Source organism: Nocardia sp. CY15, assembly GCF_009829295.1.
In the GTDB taxonomy this organism is placed as follows: Bacteria; Actinomycetota; Actinomycetes; order Mycobacteriales; family Mycobacteriaceae; genus Nocardia; species Nocardia sputi.
In genome coordinates this window covers 58,750-82,474 of the sequence record NZ_VUOT01000011.1, presented here as the reverse complement: position 1 = coordinate 82,474, position 23,725 = coordinate 58,750, and the positions used below count along the sequence as shown (strand labels likewise).

At 66.8% G+C, this 23,725-nt stretch carries 23 protein-coding genes and 1 pseudogene; 11 read left to right on the top strand and 13 right to left on the bottom strand.

Going from position 1 to position 23,725, the window contains the following annotated elements; translation table 11 throughout:
- Positions 1 to 258: 258 nt before the first annotated feature.
- The gene (locus GVY39_RS15490) at positions 259 to 537 is read right to left on the bottom strand and encodes a hypothetical protein (RefSeq protein WP_159924943.1); all 279 of its coding nucleotides are present in this window, start codon (positions 535 to 537) and stop codon (positions 259 to 261) included.
- Between the two features lie 61 nt (positions 538 to 598).
- Positions 599 to 1,864 (bottom strand): hypothetical protein, encoded by a 1,266-nt coding sequence (locus GVY39_RS15485; protein ID WP_201295229.1) that lies wholly within the window; start codon positions 1,862 to 1,864, stop codon positions 599 to 601.
- 1,152 nt (positions 1,865 to 3,016) lie between these two features.
- Here GVY39_RS15485 and GVY39_RS15480 point away from each other — a divergent pair.
- A complete protein-coding gene (locus tag GVY39_RS15480; protein WP_236565470.1) occupies positions 3,017 to 3,760 on the top strand; it encodes an AMP-binding protein in 744 nt (247 codons plus the stop codon).
- A 310-nt stretch (positions 3,761 to 4,070) separates the two neighbouring features.
- Positions 4,071 to 4,289, top strand: coding sequence for an MbtH family protein (locus tag GVY39_RS15475; RefSeq protein WP_159924941.1), 219 nt, complete (start codon positions 4,071 to 4,073; stop codon positions 4,287 to 4,289).
- 73 nt (positions 4,290 to 4,362) lie between these two features.
- Here GVY39_RS15475 and GVY39_RS34380 read toward each other — a convergent pair whose 3' ends face one another.
- The gene (locus GVY39_RS34380) at positions 4,363 to 6,087 is read right to left on the bottom strand and encodes a DNA-binding transcriptional regulator (RefSeq protein WP_159924930.1); all 1,725 of its coding nucleotides are present in this window, start codon (positions 6,085 to 6,087) and stop codon (positions 4,363 to 4,365) included.
- Positions 6,088 to 6,159: 72 nt separating this feature from the next.
- Between GVY39_RS34380 and GVY39_RS15465 the strand changes: the two genes are divergently transcribed.
- Positions 6,160 to 6,426: a hypothetical protein gene (locus tag GVY39_RS15465; protein WP_223520499.1), complete on the top strand. Its 267-nt coding sequence runs from the start codon at positions 6,160 to 6,162 to the stop codon at positions 6,424 to 6,426.
- Positions 6,427 to 6,658: 232 nt separating this feature from the next.
- Here the strand turns inward: GVY39_RS15465 and GVY39_RS15460 are convergent, their stop codons facing one another.
- Positions 6,659 to 7,660: a sigma-70 family RNA polymerase sigma factor gene (locus tag GVY39_RS15460; RefSeq protein ID WP_159925153.1), complete on the bottom strand. Its 1,002-nt coding sequence runs from the start codon at positions 7,658 to 7,660 to the stop codon at positions 6,659 to 6,661.
- 148 nt (positions 7,661 to 7,808) lie between these two features.
- On the opposite strand from GVY39_RS15460, the gene GVY39_RS15455 reads away from it, so the two are divergent.
- The gene (locus GVY39_RS15455) at positions 7,809 to 8,396 is read left to right on the top strand and encodes a dihydrofolate reductase family protein (RefSeq protein ID WP_159924928.1); all 588 of its coding nucleotides are present in this window, start codon (positions 7,809 to 7,811) and stop codon (positions 8,394 to 8,396) included.
- A 136-nt stretch (positions 8,397 to 8,532) separates the two neighbouring features.
- Here the strand turns inward: GVY39_RS15455 and GVY39_RS15450 are convergent, their stop codons facing one another.
- Entirely contained in the window at positions 8,533 to 8,991 is a 459-nt protein-coding gene (locus GVY39_RS15450) for a helix-turn-helix domain-containing protein (RefSeq protein WP_159924926.1), read from the bottom strand.
- A 141-nt stretch (positions 8,992 to 9,132) separates the two neighbouring features.
- Here GVY39_RS15450 and GVY39_RS15445 point away from each other — a divergent pair, with 141 nt between their 5' ends.
- Positions 9,133 to 9,924 (top strand): SDR family NAD(P)-dependent oxidoreductase, encoded by a 792-nt coding sequence (locus GVY39_RS15445; protein ID WP_236565469.1) that lies wholly within the window; start codon positions 9,133 to 9,135, stop codon positions 9,922 to 9,924.
- 90 nt (positions 9,925 to 10,014) lie between these two features.
- Positions 10,015 to 11,784, top strand: coding sequence for an arginine--tRNA ligase (gene argS, locus GVY39_RS15440; protein WP_159924922.1), 1,770 nt, complete (start codon positions 10,015 to 10,017; stop codon positions 11,782 to 11,784).
- Positions 11,785 to 11,871: 87 nt separating this feature from the next.
- Here argS and GVY39_RS15435 read toward each other — a convergent pair whose 3' ends face one another.
- Positions 11,872 to 12,084, bottom strand: a complete 213-nt coding sequence (locus GVY39_RS15435) for a DUF397 domain-containing protein (RefSeq protein WP_159924920.1) — start codon at positions 12,082 to 12,084, stop codon at positions 11,872 to 11,874.
- Positions 12,074 to 12,961, bottom strand: a complete 888-nt coding sequence (locus tag GVY39_RS15430; protein WP_159924918.1) for a helix-turn-helix transcriptional regulator — start codon at positions 12,959 to 12,961, stop codon at positions 12,074 to 12,076. The genes GVY39_RS15435 and GVY39_RS15430 overlap by 11 nt, the downstream gene beginning before the upstream one ends.
- Positions 12,962 to 13,182: 221 nt before the next feature.
- Here GVY39_RS15430 and GVY39_RS15425 point away from each other — a divergent pair, with 221 nt between their 5' ends.
- A complete protein-coding gene (locus tag GVY39_RS15425; RefSeq protein ID WP_159924916.1) occupies positions 13,183 to 13,665 on the top strand; it encodes a DNA-directed RNA polymerase subunit beta in 483 nt (160 codons plus the stop codon).
- Entirely contained in the window at positions 13,658 to 13,897 is a 240-nt protein-coding gene (locus GVY39_RS15420; protein ID WP_159924914.1) for a hypothetical protein, read from the top strand. Before GVY39_RS15425 ends, GVY39_RS15420 begins: the two co-directional genes overlap by 8 nt.
- 180 nt (positions 13,898 to 14,077) lie before the next feature.
- Here the strand turns inward: GVY39_RS15420 and GVY39_RS15415 are convergent.
- From GVY39_RS15415 to GVY39_RS15395, 5 genes and pseudogenes are all read right to left on the bottom strand, one after another.
- A pseudogene (locus GVY39_RS15415) lies at positions 14,078 to 14,951 on the bottom strand (aldo/keto reductase).
- A 251-nt stretch (positions 14,952 to 15,202) separates the two neighbouring features.
- On the bottom strand, positions 15,203 to 16,447 hold the full coding sequence (locus GVY39_RS15410) for a TetR/AcrR family transcriptional regulator (protein WP_159924912.1): 1,245 nt from the start codon (positions 16,445 to 16,447) through the stop codon (positions 15,203 to 15,205).
- Between the two features lie 149 nt (positions 16,448 to 16,596).
- Positions 16,597 to 17,838, bottom strand: coding sequence for a TetR/AcrR family transcriptional regulator (locus tag GVY39_RS15405; protein ID WP_159924910.1), 1,242 nt, complete (start codon positions 17,836 to 17,838; stop codon positions 16,597 to 16,599).
- Positions 17,839 to 18,420: 582 nt separating this feature from the next.
- Positions 18,421 to 19,083 carry a TetR/AcrR family transcriptional regulator gene (locus GVY39_RS15400; protein ID WP_159924908.1) on the bottom strand — a complete coding sequence of 221 codons (663 nt, stop codon included), beginning with the start codon at positions 19,081 to 19,083 and terminating at the stop codon, positions 18,421 to 18,423.
- Positions 19,080 to 20,585 carry an FAD-dependent monooxygenase gene (locus GVY39_RS15395; protein ID WP_159924906.1) on the bottom strand — a complete coding sequence of 502 codons (1,506 nt, stop codon included), beginning with the start codon at positions 20,583 to 20,585 and terminating at the stop codon, positions 19,080 to 19,082. Before GVY39_RS15395 ends, GVY39_RS15400 begins: the two co-directional genes overlap by 4 nt.
- A gap of 295 nt (positions 20,586 to 20,880) precedes the next feature.
- Between GVY39_RS15395 and GVY39_RS15390 the strand changes: the two genes are divergently transcribed.
- From GVY39_RS15390 to GVY39_RS15380, 3 genes are read left to right on the top strand one after another with little or no spacing between them, the layout of a single operon-like run.
- A complete protein-coding gene (locus tag GVY39_RS15390) occupies positions 20,881 to 21,063 on the top strand; it encodes a hypothetical protein (protein WP_159924904.1) in 183 nt (60 codons plus the stop codon).
- A 44-nt stretch (positions 21,064 to 21,107) separates the two neighbouring features.
- Entirely contained in the window at positions 21,108 to 21,317 is a 210-nt protein-coding gene (locus tag GVY39_RS35260; protein WP_369412153.1) for a type II toxin-antitoxin system VapB family antitoxin, read from the top strand.
- Entirely contained in the window at positions 21,314 to 21,748 is a 435-nt protein-coding gene (locus GVY39_RS15380; protein ID WP_236565468.1) for a PIN domain-containing protein, read from the top strand. Before GVY39_RS35260 ends, GVY39_RS15380 begins: the two co-directional genes overlap by 4 nt.
- Before the next feature lie 22 nt (positions 21,749 to 21,770).
- Here GVY39_RS15380 and GVY39_RS15375 read toward each other — a convergent pair whose 3' ends face one another.
- Positions 21,771 to 23,711: an acetoacetate--CoA ligase gene (locus tag GVY39_RS15375; RefSeq protein ID WP_159924900.1), complete on the bottom strand. Its 1,941-nt coding sequence runs from the start codon at positions 23,709 to 23,711 to the stop codon at positions 21,771 to 21,773.
- Positions 23,712 to 23,725 lie beyond the last annotated feature (14 nt).

The window sequence follows — 23,725 nt, the reverse complement described above, 5'->3', positions numbered from 1 at the left end:
CCCGGACCAGCTATCCAGGGTCGATGCCAGATCCGTTGTTTCGAGGAGTTTCGAGCATGGCGGTGATCGGCACCCCCGTTGAAGCAACGGACCCGGCGCCCAGAGCCGCCGCATACTCGGCCGCAATGCCCGCCGGCCTGGGGCAGCGGCGATGACCTCGGCCTAGCCTCGACCTCAGATGGAGGCACGCCGTAACCGCTTCAGCCTCGGCCTGCACTGGAGTCGAAGAAGCCGGGGAGCACACTGCTGCCCCGACTGTTACGAGATACGCTCCCAGGTGGCGTTCTTCATGACATAGTGCCTGCCAATGCCATGGATGACAGGGCCTTCACCGGCGTGGATGTGATCGTCACTGCCCTCCTCGACGAGGGTGCCGGTGACCTCGAAGGCGGCATACTGGTCGCTGTCGTCCCATTGGGAAAGGCCGTCGATATACACATGCGAGGCCTCGCCGCACCGTAGAACGGCGCCAGCGGCCGCGTTCTCGGCGATCCCGAACAGTATGGCAGTTTGGTCGACGTAATCGGCGAGGTCCATTCTCACATCCTAACCACTGTATGGCCTACTGGCGGTGCGGGTATTCCGGCGATTCTTCTGGTCACGGAGTAGCCCTTGCGAATCCGATGCAAATTACCGAGCTGTCGAAATCGGGGTATCCGGAGAAGAACTTTTCCGGTGTGCTCTGATACACCTTCATAGGATCCAGTACCGGATCGCCACCGCTTGGAAAGCTTCGCCAATCTCCATGGTTGGCATGCCACCAGCTGCCGGTCTGCTCGTCGTACAGCCCGTAGTCGAAATTCACGTATCCAGGCTTCGGATAATTATAGTCTCCTGACATGTCGACCTGTCCCGTAGTCGGGTCCGGCGCGAATCGGGTGGCATCGGGAGTCTCCGTAGCCCTGGTCTCGATCAATCCGTCTTTGTTCTTAACCAGGTTTCCGCTGCTGTCGCGAGTCATCTCTTGACCGGACCAGAAGTGTTTCGAATAAATCACCGGCTTCCATTCCGAGGGGTTGCCGGGCGGTAGGTGATCCTCTACGCCTCGCAGCTGGGCGAGCTTGGGGTCGGCTTTCACCTGGCGCATGAACTCCTCGGCGTCGACTGGTTTGGTAGCCAGGATTTCCTCGAATCTTCGAGCATAATCCTGCACTTTCTCAAAGGTGCGCATATCACCCTCGATCCGTGCATCACGCCGAGCGTCCCGCATCTCTTTGATATGCTCCTTGGCGAGCTCGGACCAGGTTTCTCTCGCTTCCACCTTAGCCTTATCCAAGCTTTCCTTGACATGCCGAATGTGGTCGCGGGCACTTCTTGTGATCCCATTTGTATCTGTGTAGGACCAGTTCATGCCGTGCTGCTTTACGGTGCTCTCCGCTTGGGTAAGTAGATTTCGGTAGGTCTTCACCTTTGCGTTGGCCACTTCGCCGGGTGCGAGCACCTTCTCGGCGTTTTGGATTATCCGGTGTGCACTCGGATCAGCGAAGGCGAGGTTTTCCGGTGGTACTTTGGTGAGATCTAGTTGGCCGAGACGCAATTTTGTGACGCCGATGCACCCGAGGCGCAGCACTTCCAGTTCGCGGGGAGTCATCGGTCGGCCGTGGTGGCGCTCCCACATTTTGATGTAGTCGTCCACCAGATAGCGGCGCTGGGTTTCCGGCAGACCGTGAGGGTTGACCCTGTTATGAGGGTCGAGCGGGGGAGCCAGTCCTGCGGATCTCCCATCCGACGACGCGGTGTCATCCATGGTACGTTTCAGCAAGCTGGCATTCGACTGGTCGAGCTCACGGTGCCCATGGCTGACAGCTCGAAGACCATCCGCGCCGGTCGGGCCTCTGTAGGTGCCCTCGAGATGCTCCGCCACGCGTGGCACAGGGCGATTACGCAAACGATCGGCCATCTCCACGAGAAACCGCTGCAGCCTATCTCCTAGCAACAGTCCTCATACCTCTGCTGACTCCCGCCTCGCGGCGCCATGGTCGTTGTCACTTCGATGGAACACGGAGCACCTCCCCGAACACTGAGCCTACTTCCGCGCGACACGCCAGTCGGTAGCGAAGCGACTCCCAGCCATGGCGAGCACGGCATCGCGCCGGGGCGAACCGACCACTGAACACGACGCCGATGTCGACCCGGCAGCAGATCGGCCAACGGGAGATCCCAGCGCTGGTGAAAAGCGATGGCCGGGCCGGAACGGTGGGGATATCGTCGCTTCATGTGTACCTACGCTTTCGTGCACTACAAACTGCACTATGTGTGCGTAGCGTGCCGGGTGTCGTTCAAGCGGCACCCGCCGACCGCCGCTGTAGCGCACCGTTGCCCGCGATGCGGTACACCGATGTCGTGTGCGGGGCATGACTTCGCGGCGCCCCCTCGCCGTGACACCCGGGCTTGGGTCGGTCGTCGCCGCCGTGGTCGGCGCCGGACTGCGTTATGAGGGTTTCGAACCGTGCGGCTGTGGCCGGGCACCGAAGTACCGGCCGCGGACCCGCGCCGAATTTCGCGCTCGCCGTGAGTTCGCCGCGCGCAACGCTGTTCCGCTCGATGATGCGCTCGCTCGCCTTGACGCGTGAATATACCGCTCGAGCTCACCGCGGCCGATCGAACGCGGCGCACCACAACCGGATACGACCCCGTAGGCAGGGGCCAGGACCGAACAAGCCTCGAACGCAGACTCGCTCGAGGCCGACCGTGCGCATCCGCCGTCGAGGATCGGGTTGGACATACGTCCAGAATTTTCGGGGGAGAGTTCCTTTTTATTCGCGGAGCGCCTAATGTTCGCACTGCACGGATCGGGACCGTGCGACGTAGCTGATTCAGCCGTGGCGACCGCTCCACGGCGACGACGTTGGAGGATTGGCCGGTTTTCGCGCGAGTGCGCCTCGCATCTCTTGCCCTGATCATCGACTCGCATCGGTGGTCGACGCCGTGCACCCGGGCTGGGCAGCCGGGTGCACGGCTTGTTCGTGCTGTCCAAGGTTCGGATAGCCGTTGTTTCGCCGGGTAGGAGGCTCTGGTGCGCGATACGAAGCCGGTCCACCTCCCCTTTCCCGAACTCGCCGACACCGGTACCCTCTCGGTGCCGCTCGGCACGCCGGTGTTCGACACCGGGCTCTACGTCCTCGATGCACGGCTTCGGCCGGTACCGGTCGGGGCGCCGGGTGAGCTGTATCTGTCGGGGGTACAGCTCGCCCGGGGTTATGTCGCGCGGCCGGAGCTGACCGCCGTGGAGCAAGCGGTCACGCGGGCATGCGCCGAAGTGCTCCGTAACAAGCTGGTCGGTCGGAACGACGACATTTTCACACTCGGCGGAAACAGTTCGGTGACCACGCAGGTCGCCGCTCGGTTCTCCGCCGACCTGAACTGCCCGCTCGAAGTTCGCGAGGTGTTCGCCGCCTGCACGGTGGCCGAACCCGGCGAACTCGTCGAGCGGGCCGGTGGAATCGGCGGCGCGTCCTTGGTCGCGCAGCTGCGGGCACGGCCACGGCCGCCGCTGGTTCCGCTTTCACGCCATCCGCTGTGCCAGGTGTCGCGCGCCTTTCACAACGCCGGGGCAATCGCATTCGAACTGCCCGAACTGTCGGTCGCCACCAGTACCCTGGATACCGGAGTGACCAAGCTCCAGCTCACGGTCACCGAGAGCTCCGCCGGTGCCGGACTCGGGGAAGGTTCGGTACCGGCGGGGGTTCCAGCGCAATCCATTCGCGGCGCGGATCTCTTCGATGAGCCGCCATCGCGCGCTATGCGCGCGGGCAGATAGGCGGCGCCGGTGTCCGACGCGTACCACGCGACTCCGGTGCGCCCGCGGCATCTTCACCACCGGTTCGATCGGTCGGCCCAATGACTCTGCGATGCAGTACGATTCGGCAGTCGATCGGATCAGGCGGATCTCGGACGAATACAATATCGACGCGCACGACGGCATTCTGTTCACGACCCCGGTCACTTTCGAGGCCTCGGCGTGGGAGTTTTCGCGCCCCTGACCCGTATCGCGCGGATCGTTGTCGCCCAGCACGACGGACTTCACCCGGGAGTCCCGTCCCTGGTTCGGCGGAAGAAGGAAATCGGAAATGAGCAACCCGTTCGATGACGGCGACGCCATGTTCTACGTCCTGATCAACCAGGAGGGCGAACACTCCTTATGGCCGATCTTCGCCGCCGTCCCCGGCGGCTGGTCCATCGCCTACGGCGCCGCCAACCGCAATGCGTGCCTGCGGTACGTGCAGACCCACTGGGTGGATATGCGCGCCGACTCGCTCCCCGGCTCCGTGTCCGGCGAAGCGAACTGACCACCTGAGTACGCCGGGGCGCGCCGGCCCTCGTCCCCCTGCCGACCGGCGCGCCCCGCCCACATCCGCGGGCTCAGACCTCGGTGTGCGCGGAGGCGATCACCGCGTGCGCTTGCTGTCGCCATTCGCTGACGGCTCTGGTGCGCAGGCCGCCGAGCGCCGAGTCGAACTGTTTGGCGCGTTTGGTAACCGTGAGTCCGATGTAGGTGCGCGTGTTGGTGATCGCGCTGGTCGCCACCGCGCAGGCTTCATCGATCTCGCCGGAGGCCAGCAGCGCCGTGGCGTGCTCGAAGCGGACCAGGGCGGGTTCCATGGTCTCCGACGGGTCGTACAGCGCCATGGCGTGGGCGGCCGCCGCGGCGGTCTCCTCGGCGCGACCGAGGCGGGAATATCCGATCGCCTGATAAAAGGCGAGTTTCTCCGGGCGGAAAGAAAAGATACCGACCGAAAGGTCTTCCGGCCCGACGTCGTCCAATGCCGAAGCCGATCGTGCGATACACCGTGCGAATTCGTCGGCATGACCGAGGCTGGCGTGTGCGCGCGCCGCCATTCCCCACAACCATGCGGCCGCCGGGCCATAAGACGGATTTTCTTGCAAGCGACCGTCGAGTAACTGCAAAACTTCCTTTGGTTTATCGCTATAGGTCGGCAAATACGCGAGACCGGCCAAGGCTATGTCTTCCGAATAGCGGTCGCCGATGTCCTGTGCGGCATGGATCGCGGTGGCGTACCACATGCGCGCCTGGCCGAAATGCCCCTCGTTGAAGAGGATCTCACCGACCACGTTCGCCAGTCGGCCAGCGGTGCGCACCAGCCGGACCTGCTGATGGGTGGGCTGTCGTTCGCCGAGACACCCACGGACCAAACGGAATTGCTCGAGCCCGGTTTGCAACAACTCGTGCGGCGGCACCTGGACCACCCGCGTGCCGAGGACCTCGGCAGACTGTTCCAGGAACGCCAGTCGCCGTTCGCTGATCGACCCCGCGTCCAGGGTTGCCAGCATCCGCTCCGGTTCACTCGCCACCAGGTCCGCAGCCTGGCCTGCCAGGCCCGCGCCGATGCAGGCCAGCAGTTCTCGCCTTCTCACGTCGTCTTCCTCGACTTCCTTGTCGAGCCCGATTTCCCTACCGAGCTTGGTGTGCCTCTCGGGCGCCGAATCGGCGCGCGCACCATCGGAGGCCGGCTCCCGGCCCGCTGTGATCGCCCGTTCGAATCGAGCGACGACGACGGAATCGACTTCCGACAGGACCCTGTCCAGGAGACGCTGGCTAGCGGCGTGCATCCGGGTTGTCCGGCCGTTCTCCCACAGGACCACGGTGCGCGGTGTGACGCCCACTAGACGCGCGAATTCGTAACGGCTCCGCTTCATCGCCGTGCGAAGCGCATGTACAGCTTCACCCGTCCAGTCGACCTCCACCATAGGTCTCTGTTCCTCCCTCCAGGCCGCTACAAACGGAAAGTACTCGCAATTACCGCATTCGGGTCTGTTATCTACCGAATCGCAACGCGCACTGTTGAATCGCACCCGGCATCGGGGGTCCGCCCAAACCCTGTCGAGGGCGCCCGTTGTCCGGAACCCGGCGCACGGTCCCGACACGGCCCGATCCATCCGTGTCGAGCGCGGTCCGGCGGCGTCCTCTCGGTGCCGGGTGCACTGCGCTGATGGAGGTTGAGGATGGAAGTGCTGCACTCGGATGTCCGTGAGCTGTTGCTGATTCAAAGCCGCGACTGCTCTCAGGAGCCACTCGGTCTTACTTACGATCGCGCGCGCTTTCTCTGCGCCGTGCACGCCGGGCACGGCGCGAGTTGCCGGCAGTATCTAGCCGCATCGGCATTCTGCTCCCGGCAGGCCGACGGCCCGTGAACGGCCATGAACCCGCTGCTGAGCATGCTCAGCGTGTGCGCGCTGCTGGTAGGAGCGATCGTCGGTGTCGGTTCCTGTCTGCCGCATTGCCGCGCCGAGGACGCGCACCGGCCGCCCGATGAGCCGTTCACCGTCGAACAGGCGCATCGGGTGATGCAGGGCCACCGCCCCTGCCGCGCGGATGCCTGCCCGCGCAAGCAGGCGGCCTTCCGCACCCTGGTCGCGTCCGGCCGAGTCGTGCCCGACAGCCGGGCCGACGGATACTCGCGTTGACCGAACGTCGGCGCTCGAACTCGTTGCCGATCGGCGTGATCCGCGCGGCGGCGGTGTTCACCCGCTGATCGGGGCTATGGCGAGGGGACCCGATCAGCGCCGGGGTCCTCGTGTCTCCGTACGACGGGGATACGAGGACCCACCGGTGTTCGCGCAGCGCGACAGGCTCCGCTCCTTCGGCAGATGGAATCTCCGGAGCCGTCGAGTAATTCATCCGCTGCCGGGATGTCGACTATGCGCTCGGAAGCGATCGCGGGAGCCCGAACGACGGGAGCACGCTGTTGTCGAAGCGCGTCATGGCGCTGATCCGGTCTCCGCTCAGGGTGAGGACGTAAAGGCCGGTTCCGTAGCGGATGCCGGTCGGCGCGCGCAGATAGGCTCCGAGCGCCGGTTGACCATTGGCTCGCGTCGGAACGAGGTCGAATCTCCGGCCCGCCCGGAAGATACCGGCGAAGAAACGCGCCACGACGTCTCGGCCTTGGTATTCGAAGGGAATCGGTGGCATGGACACGAAGACGTCGTCGGTCAGAAGGCGCACCAGCGCGTCGAGATCGGCCGATTCCCACGCGCGGACGAATCTCGCCACGATCACCTCCTCTGCGGGTGCATAGGAGGAGGGCGGGGAGACGCTCGTGGGCCGTCGGTACCGCAAGCCCGCGCGCGCCCGTTTGAGAGCGCTCTTGACCGAGTCGACCGTCGAGTCCAGCATGCCCGCCACCTCTTCGGCGTGGAATCCGAGCACATCGCGCAAGATGAGCACGGCGACTTGGCGCGGCGGCAGGGTCTGCAGCGCGGTCACGAAGGCAAGGGAGATGGCTTCGGTCTGCTCGTAGCGGGCTTCCGGGCCGAGCGGCGCGTCGATGACACCCTCGGCCAGTGCGTCCGGAAATGGCTCCAACCAGGCGATTTCGCCGAGACGGGTCGGCTCGGGCGGTTCGACGCCGGGCACGTCCCACTCATTGGCACGGCGTCGCCCGGCAGACCGGCGCGCATTGAGACACCGGTTGGTGGCGATGCGGTAGAGCCAGGTGCGCAGCGAGGCGCGGCCCTGAAACCCGCCGAAGCTCTGCCAGGCCGACAGCAGCGTTTCTTGCAAGGCGTCCTCGGCGTCCTGGAACGATCCGAGCATCCGGTAGCAATGCACCTGGAGCTCCTGGCGGTGGGGCGCGATCAGCTCCCGGAACGCCTCGCCGTCTCCGGCTCGCGCCCGGGACATCAGGTCACCGGCTACCACCCTCGCATCACCTACTCCCGCGCGTCGGGGCACTTCCATCGTGTACAGACACCATCCACGGCGCAAAGGGGTCGGTCGGCGAGCGCCACTTCTCCGCCGTCGCGGTGTCTGTATCGGGTGGTAGCTGTCGCCGACTCAGGAGACCCGAATGGGAAAGATCATCATCAGCCAGAACGTCTCGCTCGACGGAGTCGTCCAGGATCCGACCGGTGCGGAGGGCTTCGACCGTGGCGGTTGGTTCCTCCAGATCGGAGACGAGGACCGGGAAGCGTGGGCCGAGCTCCAGCTCGCCGAGGCGTGGGGCGCAGAGGCGCTGCTGCTCGGCCGGCGCAGCGACGAGTGGTTCGCCGCGCGCTGGTTGTCCAGGAGTGGCGCGTGGGCGGACAGATTGAACAGCCTGCCCAAGTACGTCGTGTCCTCGACCCTCGGGAAGGCCGAGTGGAGCAACTCGACAGTCCTCGCGGGTGAGATGGTCGACGAGGTCTCGAGACTGAAGCGGGAGCTGGACGGTGACATCGTCGTCTACGCCAGCGCCCGGTTGGTCCACGCGCTGATCGAGCACGGCCTCGTCGATGAACTGCGGCTGACGGTGTATCCGGTCGTGCTCGGGGCCGGACGGCGACTGTTCGGCGAGACCGGCGACAAGAAATCTCTGCGCCTCATCGATGTGCGCACGGTCGGCTCGAGCCTCGTCTTTCTCGTCTATCAGCACGTCCGACATGCTCAGCGTGCGTGAGCCCGGTATAGATGAGCACTGATGGGCTGTCGAGGTCGCCCCGCCCGCCTGCTGGGTTGAAGCCGGGGTGCTCCTCGGCGGCTGTGGCCCCGGCCCCCGGTCGACCGCCGCCGCAAACGGGGCTCGATCGGGTAGGTCAGGTCACCGGGTGGCCCGCCGTGGGCTGCGCTTCGACCGCGTCGATGCCCACGGGTCGACCGCAGTCCTGGCAAACGGTTTGCTGGTGGACCGCGCCGCCGCACGCGGTGTGCCGGAGGACGACCGGCGGCTCGCCTGGCGCGGCCCATCGGTCACCCCAGTGCGTGAGGGCCACGATCACCGGTTGCAGTTCGCGGCCCTTCTCGGTCAGCACGTACTCGTGGTACGACGATCCGGCCGGATCGGGACGCCGATCCATCAGCCCCATTTCGACGAACCAATCGAGACGGGCGGCGAGGATGTTGCGCGCGATCCCGAGGCTGCGCTGAAAGTCCCCGAAGCGGGTGACACCCCGGAAGAGCGCATGACGAATGATCACCAGGCTCCAGCGCTCACCGACGATCTCGAGCGCCCGCGCCGCGGAGCAGTCCTGCGTTTCGTACGTCCGGCCGAGCATCGTCTCAGCATATCCCAGCGGTTGCATCACGAAACTTCCGACTGCTATGTTCACCTGGTTTCATCACGAAACCAGATTCGGTCGGCGGTGCTCGCACCTGCCCACCCGGATCGATGGCCGGTCCCGAACAAGGAGTCAGTAGTGCTGCTCGAGAAGAAGAACGCGATCGTCTACGGAGCCGGAGGAGCCGTCGGAAGCGTGGTCGCGCGCGCTTTCGCAGGCGAAGGGGCGCGGGTGTTCCTCGCCGGACGCACCCGCTCCACGCTGGAGACGGTCGCTGACGAGATCAGGGCGTCGGGTGGTGTCGCCGACGTCGCCACGGTGGACGTGCTGGACGAGGACGCCGTGGAAAAGCACGCGGACGCGGTGGTCGCCGAGGCGGGCTCCCTCGATATCTCGTTCAACGCGATCAGCTTGCCCCAGACCGGTATTCAGGGCACTCGGATCGCCGACCTGCCCCTCGACGGCTTCGACCTGCCGATGTCCACCTATCCCAAGGCCAACTTCCTGACCGCTAGAGCCGCCGCGCGACGCATGACCGGCCAGGGGTCGGGCGTCATCTTGACGATCACCGCGTCTCCGTCGCGAACGGCCGTCCCGCTGATGGGAGGGATGGCGCCGGCATGGGCGGCGATCGAAGCGTTGTCGCGGGGGCTGGCCGCCGAGCTCGGACCGCACGGCGTCCGGGTCGTGTGCTTGAACGCGGCGGGAATGCCGGAATCGCCGCAGCTCTCCGAGGTGTATGGCCTGCACGCCGATGCCTGTGGCATCAGCCGCGACGCATTCAGCTCCCGCATGGCGGAGCGGACGCTGCGCAAACAGTTACCCACGATCGCCGAGATCGCCGACGTGGCCGCCTTCGTCGCCTCCGACCGCGCCGCCGCGATCACCGGGGCGGTCGCCAACCTCACCGGCGGCATGGTCGTCGACTGACCCGGCCCGGAACGTACCGCAAAACTCGCGTGATCGAGGCCGGGTTGGTTGGGATACTGACGCATCCCTACAACCAGGAGGATCTTTTCCGTGGCCCACTCCGGGGTACTGCCATTGCTCGATCAGGTCGCCGCCGCCGTCTCCGACGCGATCGACCGAACCCGGCCGGAAACGGCGGGGGCAGACCCTGTGGTCCGACGATCCACCCACGCCGACTTCCAATCCAATGCCGCGCTCGCACTCGCGAAGCGGTTGAAGATCCGGCCGTCGGATTACGCGGCCGAACTGGCGACGGCTTTGGCTTCCGCGCCCGACCGGGCGATCCGGTCGGTCGAGTTGTCCGGCCCGGGATTCCTGAACGTCACGGTGTCCGACCGAGCCGTGTGGCAGCAGGTCGCCGCCCGGCTGGGGGACGGTCGGCTCGGCGTGGCGGCCACCGAGGACGGCCGCCGCACCGTGGTCGACTACTCCGCCCCCAACATCGCCAAGGAGATGCACGTCGGGCACCTGCGCACCACGATCATCGGTGACAGCCTGGCCCGCGTGCTGGACTTCCTCGGCGCGCACGTGATCCGCCAGAACCATCTGGGGGACTGGGGAACTCAATTCGGAATGCTCATCCAATATCTCGACGAGCACCCCGACGCGCGGTGGCGCCACGACGACCTCGACGGAGGCGAGAATTCGGCGGTCTCGGCCCTCGACGGCCTCTACCGGGCCGCGCGGGCGGCCTTCGACGCCGACCCGGAGTTCGCCGACCGGTCCCGCGCGCGGGTGGTCGCGTTGCAGGCCGGCGACCCGGCGACGCTGGCCCGCTGGAGCGAGATCGTCGCCGAGTCGGAGAAGGCCTTCCGGGACATCTACGACCGGCTCGGCGTGCTGCTCACCCCGGAGGACAACGTGGGCGAGTCGTTCTACAACCCGATGCTCGCCGACACCATCGACGAACTGGTCACCAAGGGCATCGCGGTGGAGAGCGACGGGGCGCTCGTCGTGTTCTCCGAAACGGTGACCGGCCCCGACGATCAGCCGGTGCCGCTGATGGTGCGCAAGCGCGACGGCGGTTACGGCTACGACACCACCGACCTCGCGACCATCCGCCACCGCATCGGCACTTTGCGTGCCCAGCGGCTGCTGTACGTGACGGACTCGCGCCAGGCCCTGCACTTCCAGTTGATCTTCGAGACCGCCCGCCGCGCCGGGTGGCTCACCGGAACCGTCGAGGCCGAGCACATCGCCTACGGCACGGTGCTCGGCCCCGACGGCAAGCCTTTCAAGACCCGCGCGGGCGGAACCGTGCGCCTGCTGGACCTGCTGGACGACGCGGTCTCCCGTGCCCGCGAGGTCGTGCGCGAGAAGAATCCCGAACTCACCGCGGCAGAGCTGGATTCGATCGCGGAGCAGTCCGGCATCGGTGCGGTGAAGTACGCCGACCTGTCCACCTCACGAGTGAAGGACTACACCTTCGACCTCGCCCGCATGACCGCCCTCACCGGCAACACGGCGGTGTACCTGCAATACGCGCACGCCCGCATCCGGTCCATTCTCCGCAAAGCCGGTGAGCCGACCCCGGAGGTGGATGCCGAGCATGCTCTCGAACCAGCCGAACGCGCACTCGCTCTGGAGCTGGACGCGTACGGCAGCGCCGTCGCGGAAGTGGGGTCCACCCTGGAACCGCATCGCCTGTGCGGCTACCTCTACGACCTGGCCCGCGACTTCACCACCTTCTACGACAACTGCCCCGTCCTGACCGCCCCCGAACCGACGCGAACCAATCGCCTCGCACTGTGCTCACTCACCGCCCGCACCCTCGCCCACGGACTGGACCTCCTGGGCATCGCAGCACCTGAACGCATGTGAGCCGAGCGTAGGAATTAGGAATATGGCTGTTGCAGGGTTGCGCCGCAACAGCCATATCCCTACTGCGAGTCGTGCTTCCGATGCAGGTCAGGCGTTTGGGCGGTCGAACACGCCGCTGGTCACGCCCACCGTGAAGGTGTCCCACTCGATGGGGGTGAAGACCAGCGCAGGCCCGGCCGCGTTCTTGGAGTCACGGACGCCGACCCTGCCTCCATCCAGAAACGCGACCTCGACGCATTCTTTACTTCCCCCGCTGCGGCTGCTCTTGAACCAGCGGGCTCCCGATAGGTCAACGCTCACTCTCATGCTCCCTTGCTGCCAGCCGAAGCTTGTCTCGGCTTGCACCTTCGCCCAACGCTGCGTGCTCGATCGAGGCGTATGCCTGTATGTACCGCTGAACGATATCTGTCTTCTCTGAATACATATCTCCGGTGTAGTTCTCGGCGTACACGATCGTCGGCTCGACCGGGTTCCCTTGGCTGTCCCGGCCGAACTCGAGAATCACGAAGGGGCCGATTTGATCGCCGGTCGGCATTCCTGCCGAGAACGGCAAGACACGGACCGTGACGTTGGGACGAGTGCTCGCGTCGGCGAGGTAGCGCAGCTGCTCGGCCATGATTCGTCGGCTACCGATCACCCGCCGAACCGCTCCTTCATGCAAAACCACTTCCAGCCGAACGGGTTTGGTCCGTCGCGTGACGAAGGTTTGACGCTGCTTCTTCAAGCGCACGCGGCTGTCGACTTCAGCTTCGGTGTCTTCCGGATTCGCGGTGCAGGCGAGCACCCGCGCGTATTTCTCGGTCTGGAGCAGTCCCGGTATGAGGTCGGGTTGGTAGCTGGTCAGCTTGTGAGCGGCGGACTCCAATCCCATGTATACGCTGAAGTTGGACGGGATGACGTCGCCGAATTCGTGCCACCACGACTTCTCGGCTGCTTGCTGTGCCAGTCCTTTGAGGCCGACGGCACGGTCCGCGTCGATGCCATAGATCTCGATCAGCCCGTCCAGGTCGCGAATGCGTATCTTCTGGTTCTGCCCCTTTTCGACGCGTTGCAGGCTGCTCTTGCCCCACTCCATGAGCCTGGCGGCGTCTTCTAGCGTCAAGCCGACCGCTTCACGCGCCTCTCGCAGGTATCTGCCCAGTTGGCGGCGAGTGATCGTGCTGTCAGCCGATGGCATGGTCTTCCCCCTTCGGGTTCGCTTGTAATCCCGGATCGGGAGAATCGTTCCACGCGGCTCGCACACCTTGCTGCAAAATCGGGATGATTCTTTTGGGTTCCCGATTCTGGCCTCCGTCACCGCCTTGGGGGATGTGTGCTTTCTACGCGCCCTGAGCCAGGCTCCACTTCCCGGCCGTCGTCGGCGCACCAACGGCCACCACTGCGATGCGAGGTATTCCTATGGAACAGTTCGCGTTTGACGACACCCCCCTGTCCCGCTGCAACTTCTACCGGAAGGTGTGTGACCTTCCCGCGGTCATCGATCCGCCGTCTATGGGCCGCATCATCATGCGCGCGAGCCGTGTATGGGGCGTGACAGTCCCAGCCGAATTGGCGGCAATGGTGCGACTCGCGATGCGCGAAACTTATTCGGGCGCTTGTCCAGTGATTTCACACCCGCGTTCCCGCCGATGGACTTTCCTCACACGACCGGATATCGAGGACGATGACCGCCTCTTCGCGGAAATGTTCCGGTTGAACGTGTCGATCGTGCGCACCGGCGGCATCATCGCCCTGCCGAGCCCGCGCGATCGGTCCACCCACCTGCGCCGCTGGGTCGAGCCGCCGCATGGCCCGATCCGCCCGTCCGGGCAACTCGTTGTGCAGGCGATCCGCACTTGCGCAGGACCGCCCAAGACCAAGAGGGCATCCCGGTATGCCTGAGCCGACGCCGAACGCCACTATCTACGAATTCCCCGTCATCGGCGCCGACCGGCAGCCGCCGCGCTCGAAATACGCCCACGACAACCCGCATTGGGCGGTATCGAGCCCACGAAACGCCGCCGCCGCAACCATCCTGCACCGCGACTGCGACTTCGCGGCCTGCTCCACTCTCGTGGCCGCAACCATCGTCTCTCGCGACGATTTCGCCTACTTCCGCACCCGCGCCCGATGACCAGCGCCGGGGCTTTCGATCGCTCAACGGCCCTGCGCCTCCATCATCCGCTCCGGCAGTACGGCACCGAGGACGCCCCAGCAGCACACCCAGGGCCGAACTGCCTCGACTCGGGGGCGCGCGGCCCGGCTGAGCGACGCGTTTGCGCCGGTCATCCGGGCCGATGATTGTCCGCGATGCTCAGGCGGCAGTCGACAAGGTTTCGAACTCCTTGTCGGTGAGCGTGATTCGCTCGGCGGCGATGTTCTCCTCGACGTGCGCGACGCTGGAAGTTCCGGGGATCGGGAGCATGACGGGGGAGCGGCGCAGCAGCCAGGCGAGGGCGAGCTGGGCGGGGGTCGCGCCGTGTTCGGCGGACGCGGTCGCCAGGGGACCGCCCGGGGCGGCGAGTTCACCGGTGGCGATGGGGAACCACGGGATGAACGCGATGTTCTCCTGTTCGGCGTAGTTCAGTACGTCCTCGTCTGCCCGGTTGGCCAGGTTGTACAGGTTCTGCACCGAGACGATGGTGGCGATCTCGCGCGCTTGGCGCAGTTGTTCGACGCTCACCTGAGACAGGCCGATGTGGCGGATCTTGCCCTCCTGCTGGAGCGCGACGAGTTCGCCGAGCTGGTCGGCCAGCGGCACCTGGGGGTCGATGCGGTGCAGCTGGTAGAGGTCGATCCGGTCGACACCGAGGTGGCGCAGGCTGAGTTCGGCTTGCTGGCGCAGGTACTCGGGCCTGCCGACCGGACGCCACTCGTTGGGCCCCTGCCGCGTGAGCCCCGCCTTGGTGGCGATGACGAGATCATCGCGATAGGGGTGCAGCGCCTTGCGGATCAGATTCTCACTGACGAACGGGCCGTAGGAGTCGGCCGTGTCGATGAAGTTCACGCCGAGTTCCACCGCGCGGCGCAGGACCCTTACCGCCTCGTCCGGGTCCTTCGGATCACCCCACACCCCCGGGGCCGGTCAACCGCATCGCGCCGTACCCGAGCCGGTGCACCGGAAGATCGCCGCCGATGGCGAAGGTTCCGGAGGCAGCGGCGGGCTGGGCGTCGATATCTGTGCTCATTGGGATGGTTCCTTCCGAAGCCGGAAACTGGGCAAATGCTCCACGAGCGTCGCGTCGATCGGAACGCGCGCTCCTCCTGCCGCAACAGCGGTGAAGCGGGGTCGATTCCCTCCCAGGTGTTCGCCGCTGGCGTAATACTCCGCGAAGTCCTTCGGCGGGGCCCGAGCCTGCGCGTAGCTCGCCGCACTGGTAACGCCTCGATGGGGGTGCGGGTCCCACCGCACTCGACGCCGTCGAGCAGGTGCGCGGCTCTACTGCGCCGGTCGGCCGAACAGGATCACCTGCATCAAGCGGATCACACGCCCTGGCGAGCAGACCGGGTCGGTGGAGCCGAAACGTTCACCTAGATCGACCACCAAGGCGAATGCGGCGTGCACGAGCAAGCGCGCCTCGGCCGGGGACAGTTCGGGCCGCATGGCGACCAGCAATTTGGCCCACTCCTCGACATTGAGTCGCTGGATGTTGCGCAGCACGGTGCGCTCCTCCGGCGGCACGTTGCTGATCTCGGCGTAGTAGACGAAGGTCAGCTCGCGCTCGGCGAACGAGCCGGCTACGTACAACTCGATCAGCGTGCCGAGCGCCTGCTCGGGTGTCTCGGCGGCGGCGACGGCGGGGCCGATGACGGCCGACACCCGATCCGCCGCCCGGCGGAACGCGGCCGTGAGGATGTCGCCCTTGCCGCGATAGAACCGGTACACCGCCGAGGAGGCGGGCAGTCCGGCGGCGGTCGCGATGTCCTCGACGCTGACGTTCGGGTACCCGCGCTGGTGGAACAGTTCGACCGCGCGCGTCAGCAGCAATTCGTGTTTGAACGTCAGCGGGATCTCGCCGGCGGCGAGGTTCTCGGTTTCGGCGCTGCCGGGCGGGGGCAGCTCGCACGTGGCGACCGCGCGGCAGGCCGCGGTCAGCCGCGCGGTGAGCGCCCGCACCGGGATCGACACGTGGTGATCGCCGATGCTGCTGAGCACGCTCAGCTCCGCCGCGGCGAGCACGGCGCGGTCGGCCTTGGACAGCGCGGGCCTGGTCTCGGCGAGCAGCGACATGAGCGCGGCGTTCACACCGGCGAGCTGGTCGGCGAGGGTGGCCGCGTCGGCGTCCTCCAGGTAGCGCCGCTGCCACCGCAACAACGCGGCGCTACGCCGGTTGGCGATGGCGGCCGCGATCAGAGCGTCGAGCACTCGTTCGAGACGTTGCCCGGCGGGCAGGCCGGTGGCCTCCGGCAGCCGCGCGGCTTCCTGGCTGACCGCGCCCAGCCGCAACACTTCCTCGCGGAACAACGCGTACTTGCTCGGATAGTGGCGGTACAGCGCCGCCGAGCTGATGTCGAGCCGCGAGGCGATCTCGTCCATGCTGACGCCGTGGTAGCCCAGCGCGCCGAACGCCTCGGCCGACGCCGCCGCGATCTGGGCGCGGCGGTCGCGCGGCCGGCGCCGGACCACCCGTGCGGATGTCCCGTCGGCCGCCTTGTCCGCAGCGCGGCGGTCCCGGGCACCCATGCCGCGATGGTAGCCCAGTCAGACCTCCGGTACCCCAGCGTTTCCCCACCGGGGGAAGAATTGAACGGCAGATCACAAAGAAGCTGCGAACTAGCTCCCAAGTCGCATTATCCGTACATTCATCCGAGAATTCGCGATAACATATAGCGCTAGCGCGCGGGCCGTCCGAAGAGCACCAGTTGCATCAGCAGCCGCACCCGGTCCTGGGCGGCCAGCGGTTCGTTGCCGAAGGCGCGACCGAGGTCGACGACCACCGCGAAGGCCGCGTGGACGAGGATGCGCGCCTCGGCCGGAGTGAGCTCCGAGCGCACCTCCCGCAGCAACCGCGCCCACTCTTCGACGCTGAGCCGCTGGATATTGCGCAGGACCGTGCGCTCCTCGACCGGAACATGCTGGAACTCCGTGTAATACACGAAGGTGAGGGCGCGTTCGGCGAACGATCCGGCAACGTACTGCGCGATCAGCGCGGTGAGCGCGTCCTCGGCATCCGTGGCCGCCGCCACGGCGGGGCCGACAGCGCCGGAAACCCGTTCGGCCGCCCGGCGGAACGCGGCGGCGAGGATATCGCTCTTGCCCCGGTAGAACCGGTACACCGCCGAGGCCGCCGACAGGCCCGCGGCCGTCGCGATGTCCTCCACGCTGACGTTCGGATAGCCGCGCTCATGGAACAGCTCGACCGCTTTGCGCAGCAGCAGTTCGTGTTTGAACGAGTCCGGTATCTCCACCACCGCGACCGGCTCGACCGCGCGCTGTGCGGGCAGTTTCGCGTGCGCGACCGACCAGCACGCCGAATGCAGCAGGCGGGCAAGCGGTTTCACGGGAAGAGCGGCGTGGTGGTCGGCGACGCTGGTGATCGTGCTGAGCAGGGCCGCGCGCAGCACGCGCAGGTCTTCCTCGGCGAGTTCCGGGCGCAGCGCGGCCAGCTCGCCGCCCAGTGCGCCGAGGACCGTGGCCTGTTGCTCGTTGAGCGTGGTCTGGTCGTCGGGCTCGAGGTACCGGCCCTCCCAGCGCACCAGCGTGACGGTCGGGCGGTTCTCGATCGTGACCGCGATGAGCGCGTCGAGCACGTGCCGGAGGCGCTGCTCGGCCGGCCACTGCGCCGCCTCCTCGGGCAACTGGACCGACTCGGTCATCGCCCGGCCGACGCGCAACAGTTCTTCTCGGAACAGCGCGTACTTGCTCGGGTAATGGCGGTACAGCGCCGCGGAGCTGATCCCGAGCCCGGAGGCGATGTCGTCCATGCTCACGCCGTGGTAGCCCAGCGCGCCGAACGCGGCCGCCGACGCCGCCGCGATCTGGGCACGGCGATTCTTCGGCCTGCGCCGGATCTCCCGAGGTGCCGAGTCGCCGCTGCTCGCCTTCCGCGCCGTACGGCGATTGTCGACACTCATGACGAACATCGTAACGACCTGGTCGTATGGCCGGGGCCGCCGTGTCACGCGATACGGCTCCCGGGGATGAGCGGCCCCCGGGAGCCGTACCTGTTCGCCGGGCTCCGGGGGACGAGGTGTGCTGTCCGCGCCGGTGCGCCCGGAAATCGACAACCCGACTGGGCGGAGCGGGGGCACCACGACGCCATGCCGTGCAGATTGTCGAACAAGGATAAACTTACACGAACATATGTGCAGAACAAGCCCACACATTGTGAAGAATCATTATTCACATATTGCTAGGTCGGCGTGCTGACGACCAACCCGGGCCTCCCGCGCGACGCCGTGGTGATGGCGCGGATCTCGCAGCGATGCAGCCGTACCCGAGGTGCGAAAGGTCCTTGCGGACGGCGGTTCCCGGCGGTGCGGAGGCGCTCTCCGGTAGTCCCTGCGTTCATCGGAGCGCTCCCGCACCGGCTCGCCCGCGACACCGAAACCGTGCCGGAGTCGGTGGGCCGGGCTCGATAGCGCCGACGGCGAGTCCACGGTGTTCGATCTCGGCGACCGGCAACGCGGCGAGGTGAGATGTCCTCGGATGGATCGCTATTCCGCAAGAGGCGAGGCGTCGGAGCCGGCCGGGAGGGCGAAGCCGGTTTGGCGCAGCAGACTGCGCAGGTATGCGGTCAGGTCGGCCGGTCGCGGGTCTTCGCTCGCTTGGGATCGGACGGGTTCCAGCAGCAGGTGGTGGATGATCGCGCCGTTGAGCATGTCGAGCAGGATGTCGAGGTCGGCTGCCGGGGTGAGGACGCCCGCCGCTTGGGCTTGCTCGAGCAGGGCGCGCGAGCGTTCGCGCCGGGGCAGCACATGGTGGCGCCAGTAGGCGTTCAGCAGCGCCGGGTGGCTGGGGCCCGCTCCGAGCAGGCGCGCCGCGAGCAGGCGATACCTGGGGTCGGCGAGGGCCGCGCCCCACTGCGGGAGGAACGCCTCGATCAGGTCGGGCAGGGCGGTGGCGGCGGTGGTCGGTGGCACGCCGGGGATGTCTTCGCGCGCCTGCTCGATGGCTTGGGCCAGCAGGTCCTCTTTCGATTTCCACCGTTTGTAGACGGTGACCTTGGCGACGCCGGCGCGTTTGGCGATGGCTTCCATGCTGGTGTTGTCGATGCCGCGTTCGATGAGCAGGTCGACGGCGGCGCGCAGGATGGCGGCGTCGGCGTTGGGGTCGCGGGGGCGTCCCGGCCCTTCGCGTCGCGGCGTCTCGGTGCTCATGCCCCAATCCTGGAGCAGAGCGTCTCGGTGAACCAACTGTGCAGCGCGCTCGGATCGTCGCCGTGCCAGGCGAGGTGCCCGTCGGGACGGATAAGCAGCGCATGGCGCCCGGCTTCCCTGTCGGTCAGCGCGGTGACAGCCGAGCCGAGATGCTTCGCCGCCACGCTCGCCAGCGCATCGGTGGATGCGTCGGACCTGAGCAACACCCATGCGGGCTGCAGTTCGGCATACAACCGCGTCGGCCTGCCGTCGAGGCGCGCGCACTCGCGGTCGGGTATGCGATCGCCGGGCCGCGGTGCGGGGCCGCGGCGGCTGCCCAGCGGTCCCTTCCGGTAGGTGACCCACAGTTGGGACGCGGTGCGCGTCGCCGTTTGCTGCACCTTCGGGGAATTGAGAAGCGGGATGAAGATCCGGTCCCGCACGAAACGCGCCGTAATGCCCTCGCCGACGAGGATTCTCGTGTTCATGGTGGTGGTGCGGAGCACGTCGGTGGCCAGTGGACGCCGCTCGGCGGCGTAGGTGTCGAGCAGTCGCGCGTCCGCGCGTCCGTCGACGACCAAGGCCAGTTTCCACGCCAGGTTCTCCGCGTCCCCGATCCCGGTGTTCATGCCCTGCCCGCCGATCGGGCTGTGGATGTGGGCGGCGTCGCCGACCAGCAGGACGCGACCGGCCCGGTAGTCCGCGGCGAGTCTGCGGTGGATTCGGAACACCGAGGTCCACACCGCTCCTAGGATGCGCACGCCGGTCTCCCCGGCCCGTTCGGGCAGTAGTTCCTCGAAGCGGGCGACGATGTCGGCTGCCGATAGATGTCGATCGACCGCCGGGACATCCGCCATCAGTCGCCACCGGTCACCGCGATCGTCGTCACCACGCATGGGAATCGCCAGCAACAAGCCGTCGCGGTGATAGAAACCCGCCGACGTGGAGCGGTCACGATCCCAGTCGGCCCGCACATCGGCGAGCAGGAACTGCTCGACCACCGAAGCCCCGGGGAACTCGATCCCCGCGACGCCGCGCACCACGCTGTGCGCCCCGTCGCAGCCGATCAGCCAATCCGTTCGCAGTCGCGTCCCGTTCGCGAATTCCACAGTCGCGCCCTCGGCGTCCTGGGTCGCGGCCGTGACCGCCCGGTCCCACTCGATGTCCACGCCCAGCTCGGCGAGCCGCTGCCGCAACTGTTCCTCGATCCGGGCCTGCGACACGAACAGTGCCTGCGCCGACTCGCGCTCGTCCGGTGCGAACCGCATCGTCGCGATGGGACGCGACCGCACATACATCCGCATACCGACCGGAGCCAACGACCGTTCCCGCATATCGCCTATCGCCCCCATCCGCTGCAAGACCTCGACGCCGCGCGCGTGCAAGATGTTCGCCCGCGATGTCGAAAGCGGGCCGCTCATCTTGTCGACTACGCGAACCGCGATCCCCTGTGCGGCCAGCCCACAGGCCAGTACCAGACCCGACGGGCCCGCTCCCACCACCAGAACCGCCACGTGTTCCATCCCACCTCCAATTAGCATACGACTACGTTTGCGTATGCTAATTGGAGGTGGGTCTGTACGTCAATCGGTGCGCAGCAGGCCCGGGCGGCATGGATGCTCGCGTGGTGGATGCCCTCGGACTCGCGATGCCGACTGCCGCGGACCGGCTGGTTCTTCGGCGCCAGGAGCGACCCGGACTCCGGTCGATGCCGGACGGTCGAGGCCGGGCGGCCCGATTCGGGACCGAAAACCGTCCGGCGTCCTCGTTCGTCCGAATACGACTGTGACGGTGCGTCTTTCTGGTAAGGAGTTCGGCATGGCGTTGGCTTTGCACCCGGTGGACCCCATACCTGTGGTGGGCGCTGTGGTCGCCGCGGCACGGCGGATCACGGCGCGCTATCGGCTCACCCCGCAGGAGAAGCGCAACCTGAACGCCGCCCGCGGCGCGCGGCCTGCGGTCTTCACCGCATCGATAGGAGGGCGCATCTACCGCAGATGACGCAGTATTGCCCGGAAGGTTTCCGCAGATATATGCTGATGTATATGAAGACGATGATCGATGTGAACGACGAAGCCCTAGCCCTCGCCGCCAAGGAGTTGGGCACCACCACGAAGAAAGACACGGTGAACGCGGCACTGCAGTTCGTCGCCGACCGGAGGCGCAGGATCGAACAGGTTCTGACCGATCCGTACGGGTTCGGCGTCGGCCCCGACATCGGTGACGGCGAGATAATGCGCGCGGCTCGCCGTTGAGCGAAACCACCCCGCTCCGTTTGCATCTCGTGGACACCTCCGCAAGCGCCCGACTCGCGCACGAGCCGGTGCGTGCTGTGATCGCCGGACTGATTGCCGATCGCGCGGCCGCGACCTGTGTCACGGTAGACCTGGAAGCCGGTTACTCCGGACGCAACCTCGCCGACGTGCAGAACATCGCACAGCGCCGTCGCGCTCTCTACGTCAACCTGCCGATCAATGAGACGATCGCCGAGCGTGCAGGAGAGGTTCAGCAGTTGATGGCTCGCAAAGGCCACCATCGAGCCGCGGGGATCGTGGATCTGATCACTGCCGCCGTCGCCGAATTCCATGGGGCTGTACTGGTCCACTACGACGCGGACTTCGAGCATATCGCGGCGTTGACGAGGCAGCCCCATGTCTGGGTCGTGCCACAGGGCAGCCTCCACTAGGCGCTCATGCGCGGTCGCCGCTTCAGCTGCGCGCCGCCGGCCGAATGCCCGCGTACCAGTCGAGCAGGTCCGGGTCGTCCACCGCGCTGCGTTCGACGACGCGGCTCGGCTCGGCGCCCTGGAACAGCTTCTTGATGGGCACTTCCAGCTTCTTGCCGGTGCGCGTGTGCGGGATGCCGGGGGCGAGGATGATCTCGTCGGGGACGTGGCGGGGCGACACCTCGGTGCGGATGGTGTGGTCGATGCGGGTTTTCAGCTCGTCGGTGAGTTCCGCGTCGGGAGCGAGGACCACGAACAGCGGCATCCAGTATCCGCCGTCGGGCTGCTCGGCGCCGATCACCAGCGCCTCGGCGATCTCCGGGAGCCGTTCCACGGACTGGTAGATGTCGGCGCTGCCCATCCGGATGCCGTGCCGGTTGAGCGTGGAATCCGACCGCCCGTGCACGATCACGCTGTGGTGATCGGTGATGGTGATCCAGTCACCGTGCCGCCAGACGCCGGGGAACATGTCGAAATACGCGTCGTGGTAACGCTTTCCGTCCTCGTCGCGCCAGAAGGAGACCGGCATGGACGGCATCGGCGCGGTGACGACGAGTTCGCCCACCTCGCCGCGTACCGGCTGCCCGGCCGGGTCGTAGGCGTCGAGCGCGACGCCGAGGTAGGGCGCCGACAGTTCACCGGGCCACACGGGCACGGTGCGCACGCCGCCGATGAACGCCGACACCACGTCGGTGCCGCCGCTGATCGAGGAGACCTGTACGTGCTCGCCGACGTTCTCGCCGAGCCACAGCGTCGAGGAGGTGGGCAGCGCGGAACCGGTGATCCCGACGGTGCGCAGCGCCGACAAGTCGTGGTCGGCGCGCGGTACGGAGCCCGCTTTGATGCACGCCAGCACGTAGCCGGGGCTGGTGCCCAGCACGGTCGCGCCGACTTCGGCGGCGATACGCCACAACGCGTCCGGAGCCGGAGCGGTCGGGCTGCCGTCGTAGGTGACGATGGTCGCTCCGGCCAGCAGACCCGCGATCTGGAAGTTCCACATCATCCAGCTCGGGCTCGTGTACCAGAAGAAGGTGTCCTCGGGACGGATGTCCGATTGCAGGGCAACCGCTTTCAGGTGTTCGAGCACCACGCCACCGTGGCCGTGCACGATGCCCTTGGGCAGACCGGTGGTGCCGGAGGAGAACACGATCCACAGCGGATGGTCGAAATCCACCGGCTCCGTGGTGATCACCGCCTCCGTGGCGGTGACCGCTTCGTCCCAGGAGGTCGCGTCCGGTACCTCGAGCCCGAGCCGGGAAACCGCGATCGTGCCCCGCAAGGATTCCAGGCCCGCGCGCAACGCGGCGATGTCGTCGCGCTTGTCGTGCGCCTTGCCGCCGAAACGGTAACCGTCGGCGGTGACCAGGACGGTGGGTTCGAGCTGCCCGAGCCGGTCCAGCGCGGCTTTCGGCGAGTAGTCCTGGCCGCAAGCGCTCCAGATGGCGCCGATGCTCGCGGTGGCCAGGAACGCGACCACCGCCTCCGGGATGTTCGGCAGATACCCGGCCACCCGGTCGCCGGGCCGAACGCCCAGTGCACGCAGCGTCTGCGCGAAAGCCGCTGTGTGGTCGATCAATTCGACCCAGGACACTTCTCGTACCGCGGCGTCCTCGCTGACGGCTTTGATCGCGGGCCGGTCGGTGCGTAACTGCCGGATCACCTGGTCCACGTAGTTCAACCGGGTGCCGGGGAACCACTGGGCCCCCGGCATCTCGGCGCTCGCCAGGACCTCACCCGCGACGTCGCCGAGCTGGAAGTAGTCCCACAGCGCGTGCCAGAAACCGGGGAGATCCTCGACCGACCACTGCCACAACGCGTGATAGTCGGCCGCGTGCACGCCGGTGCGCGCCGCGACGAATCGCGCGAAGTCGGTGATGGTCGCGCTGGCGATGTCTTCTTCGGTCGGCACCCATTGGGGTTGCATCGCGGTCCTCCTGC

Coding starts and splice junctions, on each gene's coding strand:
- GVY39_RS15420 (WP_159924914.1), top strand. CDS start 13,658: ATGCCTGAGCCGACGCCGAACGCCACTATCTACGAATTCCCCGTCATC.
- GVY39_RS15405 (WP_159924910.1), bottom strand. CDS start 17,838: ATGAGTGTCGACAATCGCCGTACGGCGCGGAAGGCGAGCAGCGGCGAC.
- GVY39_RS35260 (WP_369412153.1), top strand. CDS start 21,108: ATGAAGACGATGATCGATGTGAACGACGAAGCCCTAGCCCTCGCCGCC.
- GVY39_RS15400 (WP_159924908.1), bottom strand. CDS start 19,083: ATGAGCACCGAGACGCCGCGACGCGAAGGGCCGGGACGCCCCCGCGAC.
- GVY39_RS15410 (WP_159924912.1), bottom strand. CDS start 16,447: ATGGGTGCCCGGGACCGCCGCGCTGCGGACAAGGCGGCCGACGGGACA.
- GVY39_RS15375 (WP_159924900.1), bottom strand. CDS start 23,711: ATGCAACCCCAATGGGTGCCGACCGAAGAAGACATCGCCAGCGCGACC.
- GVY39_RS15490 (WP_159924943.1), bottom strand. CDS start 537: ATGGACCTCGCCGATTACGTCGACCAAACTGCCATACTGTTCGGGATC.
- GVY39_RS15450 (WP_159924926.1), bottom strand. CDS start 8,991: ATGCTCGGCCGGACGTACGAAACGCAGGACTGCTCCGCGGCGCGGGCG.
- GVY39_RS15475 (WP_159924941.1), top strand. CDS start 4,071: ATGAGCAACCCGTTCGATGACGGCGACGCCATGTTCTACGTCCTGATC.
- GVY39_RS15390 (WP_159924904.1), top strand. CDS start 20,881: ATGGCGTTGGCTTTGCACCCGGTGGACCCCATACCTGTGGTGGGCGCT.
- GVY39_RS15455 (WP_159924928.1), top strand. CDS start 7,809: ATGGGAAAGATCATCATCAGCCAGAACGTCTCGCTCGACGGAGTCGTC.
- GVY39_RS15395 (WP_159924906.1), bottom strand. CDS start 20,585: ATGGAACACGTGGCGGTTCTGGTGGTGGGAGCGGGCCCGTCGGGTCTG.
- GVY39_RS15425 (WP_159924916.1), top strand. CDS start 13,183: ATGGAACAGTTCGCGTTTGACGACACCCCCCTGTCCCGCTGCAACTTC.
- GVY39_RS15430 (WP_159924918.1), bottom strand. CDS start 12,961: ATGCCATCGGCTGACAGCACGATCACTCGCCGCCAACTGGGCAGATAC.
- GVY39_RS15465 (WP_223520499.1), top strand. CDS start 6,160: ATGAACCCGCTGCTGAGCATGCTCAGCGTGTGCGCGCTGCTGGTAGGA.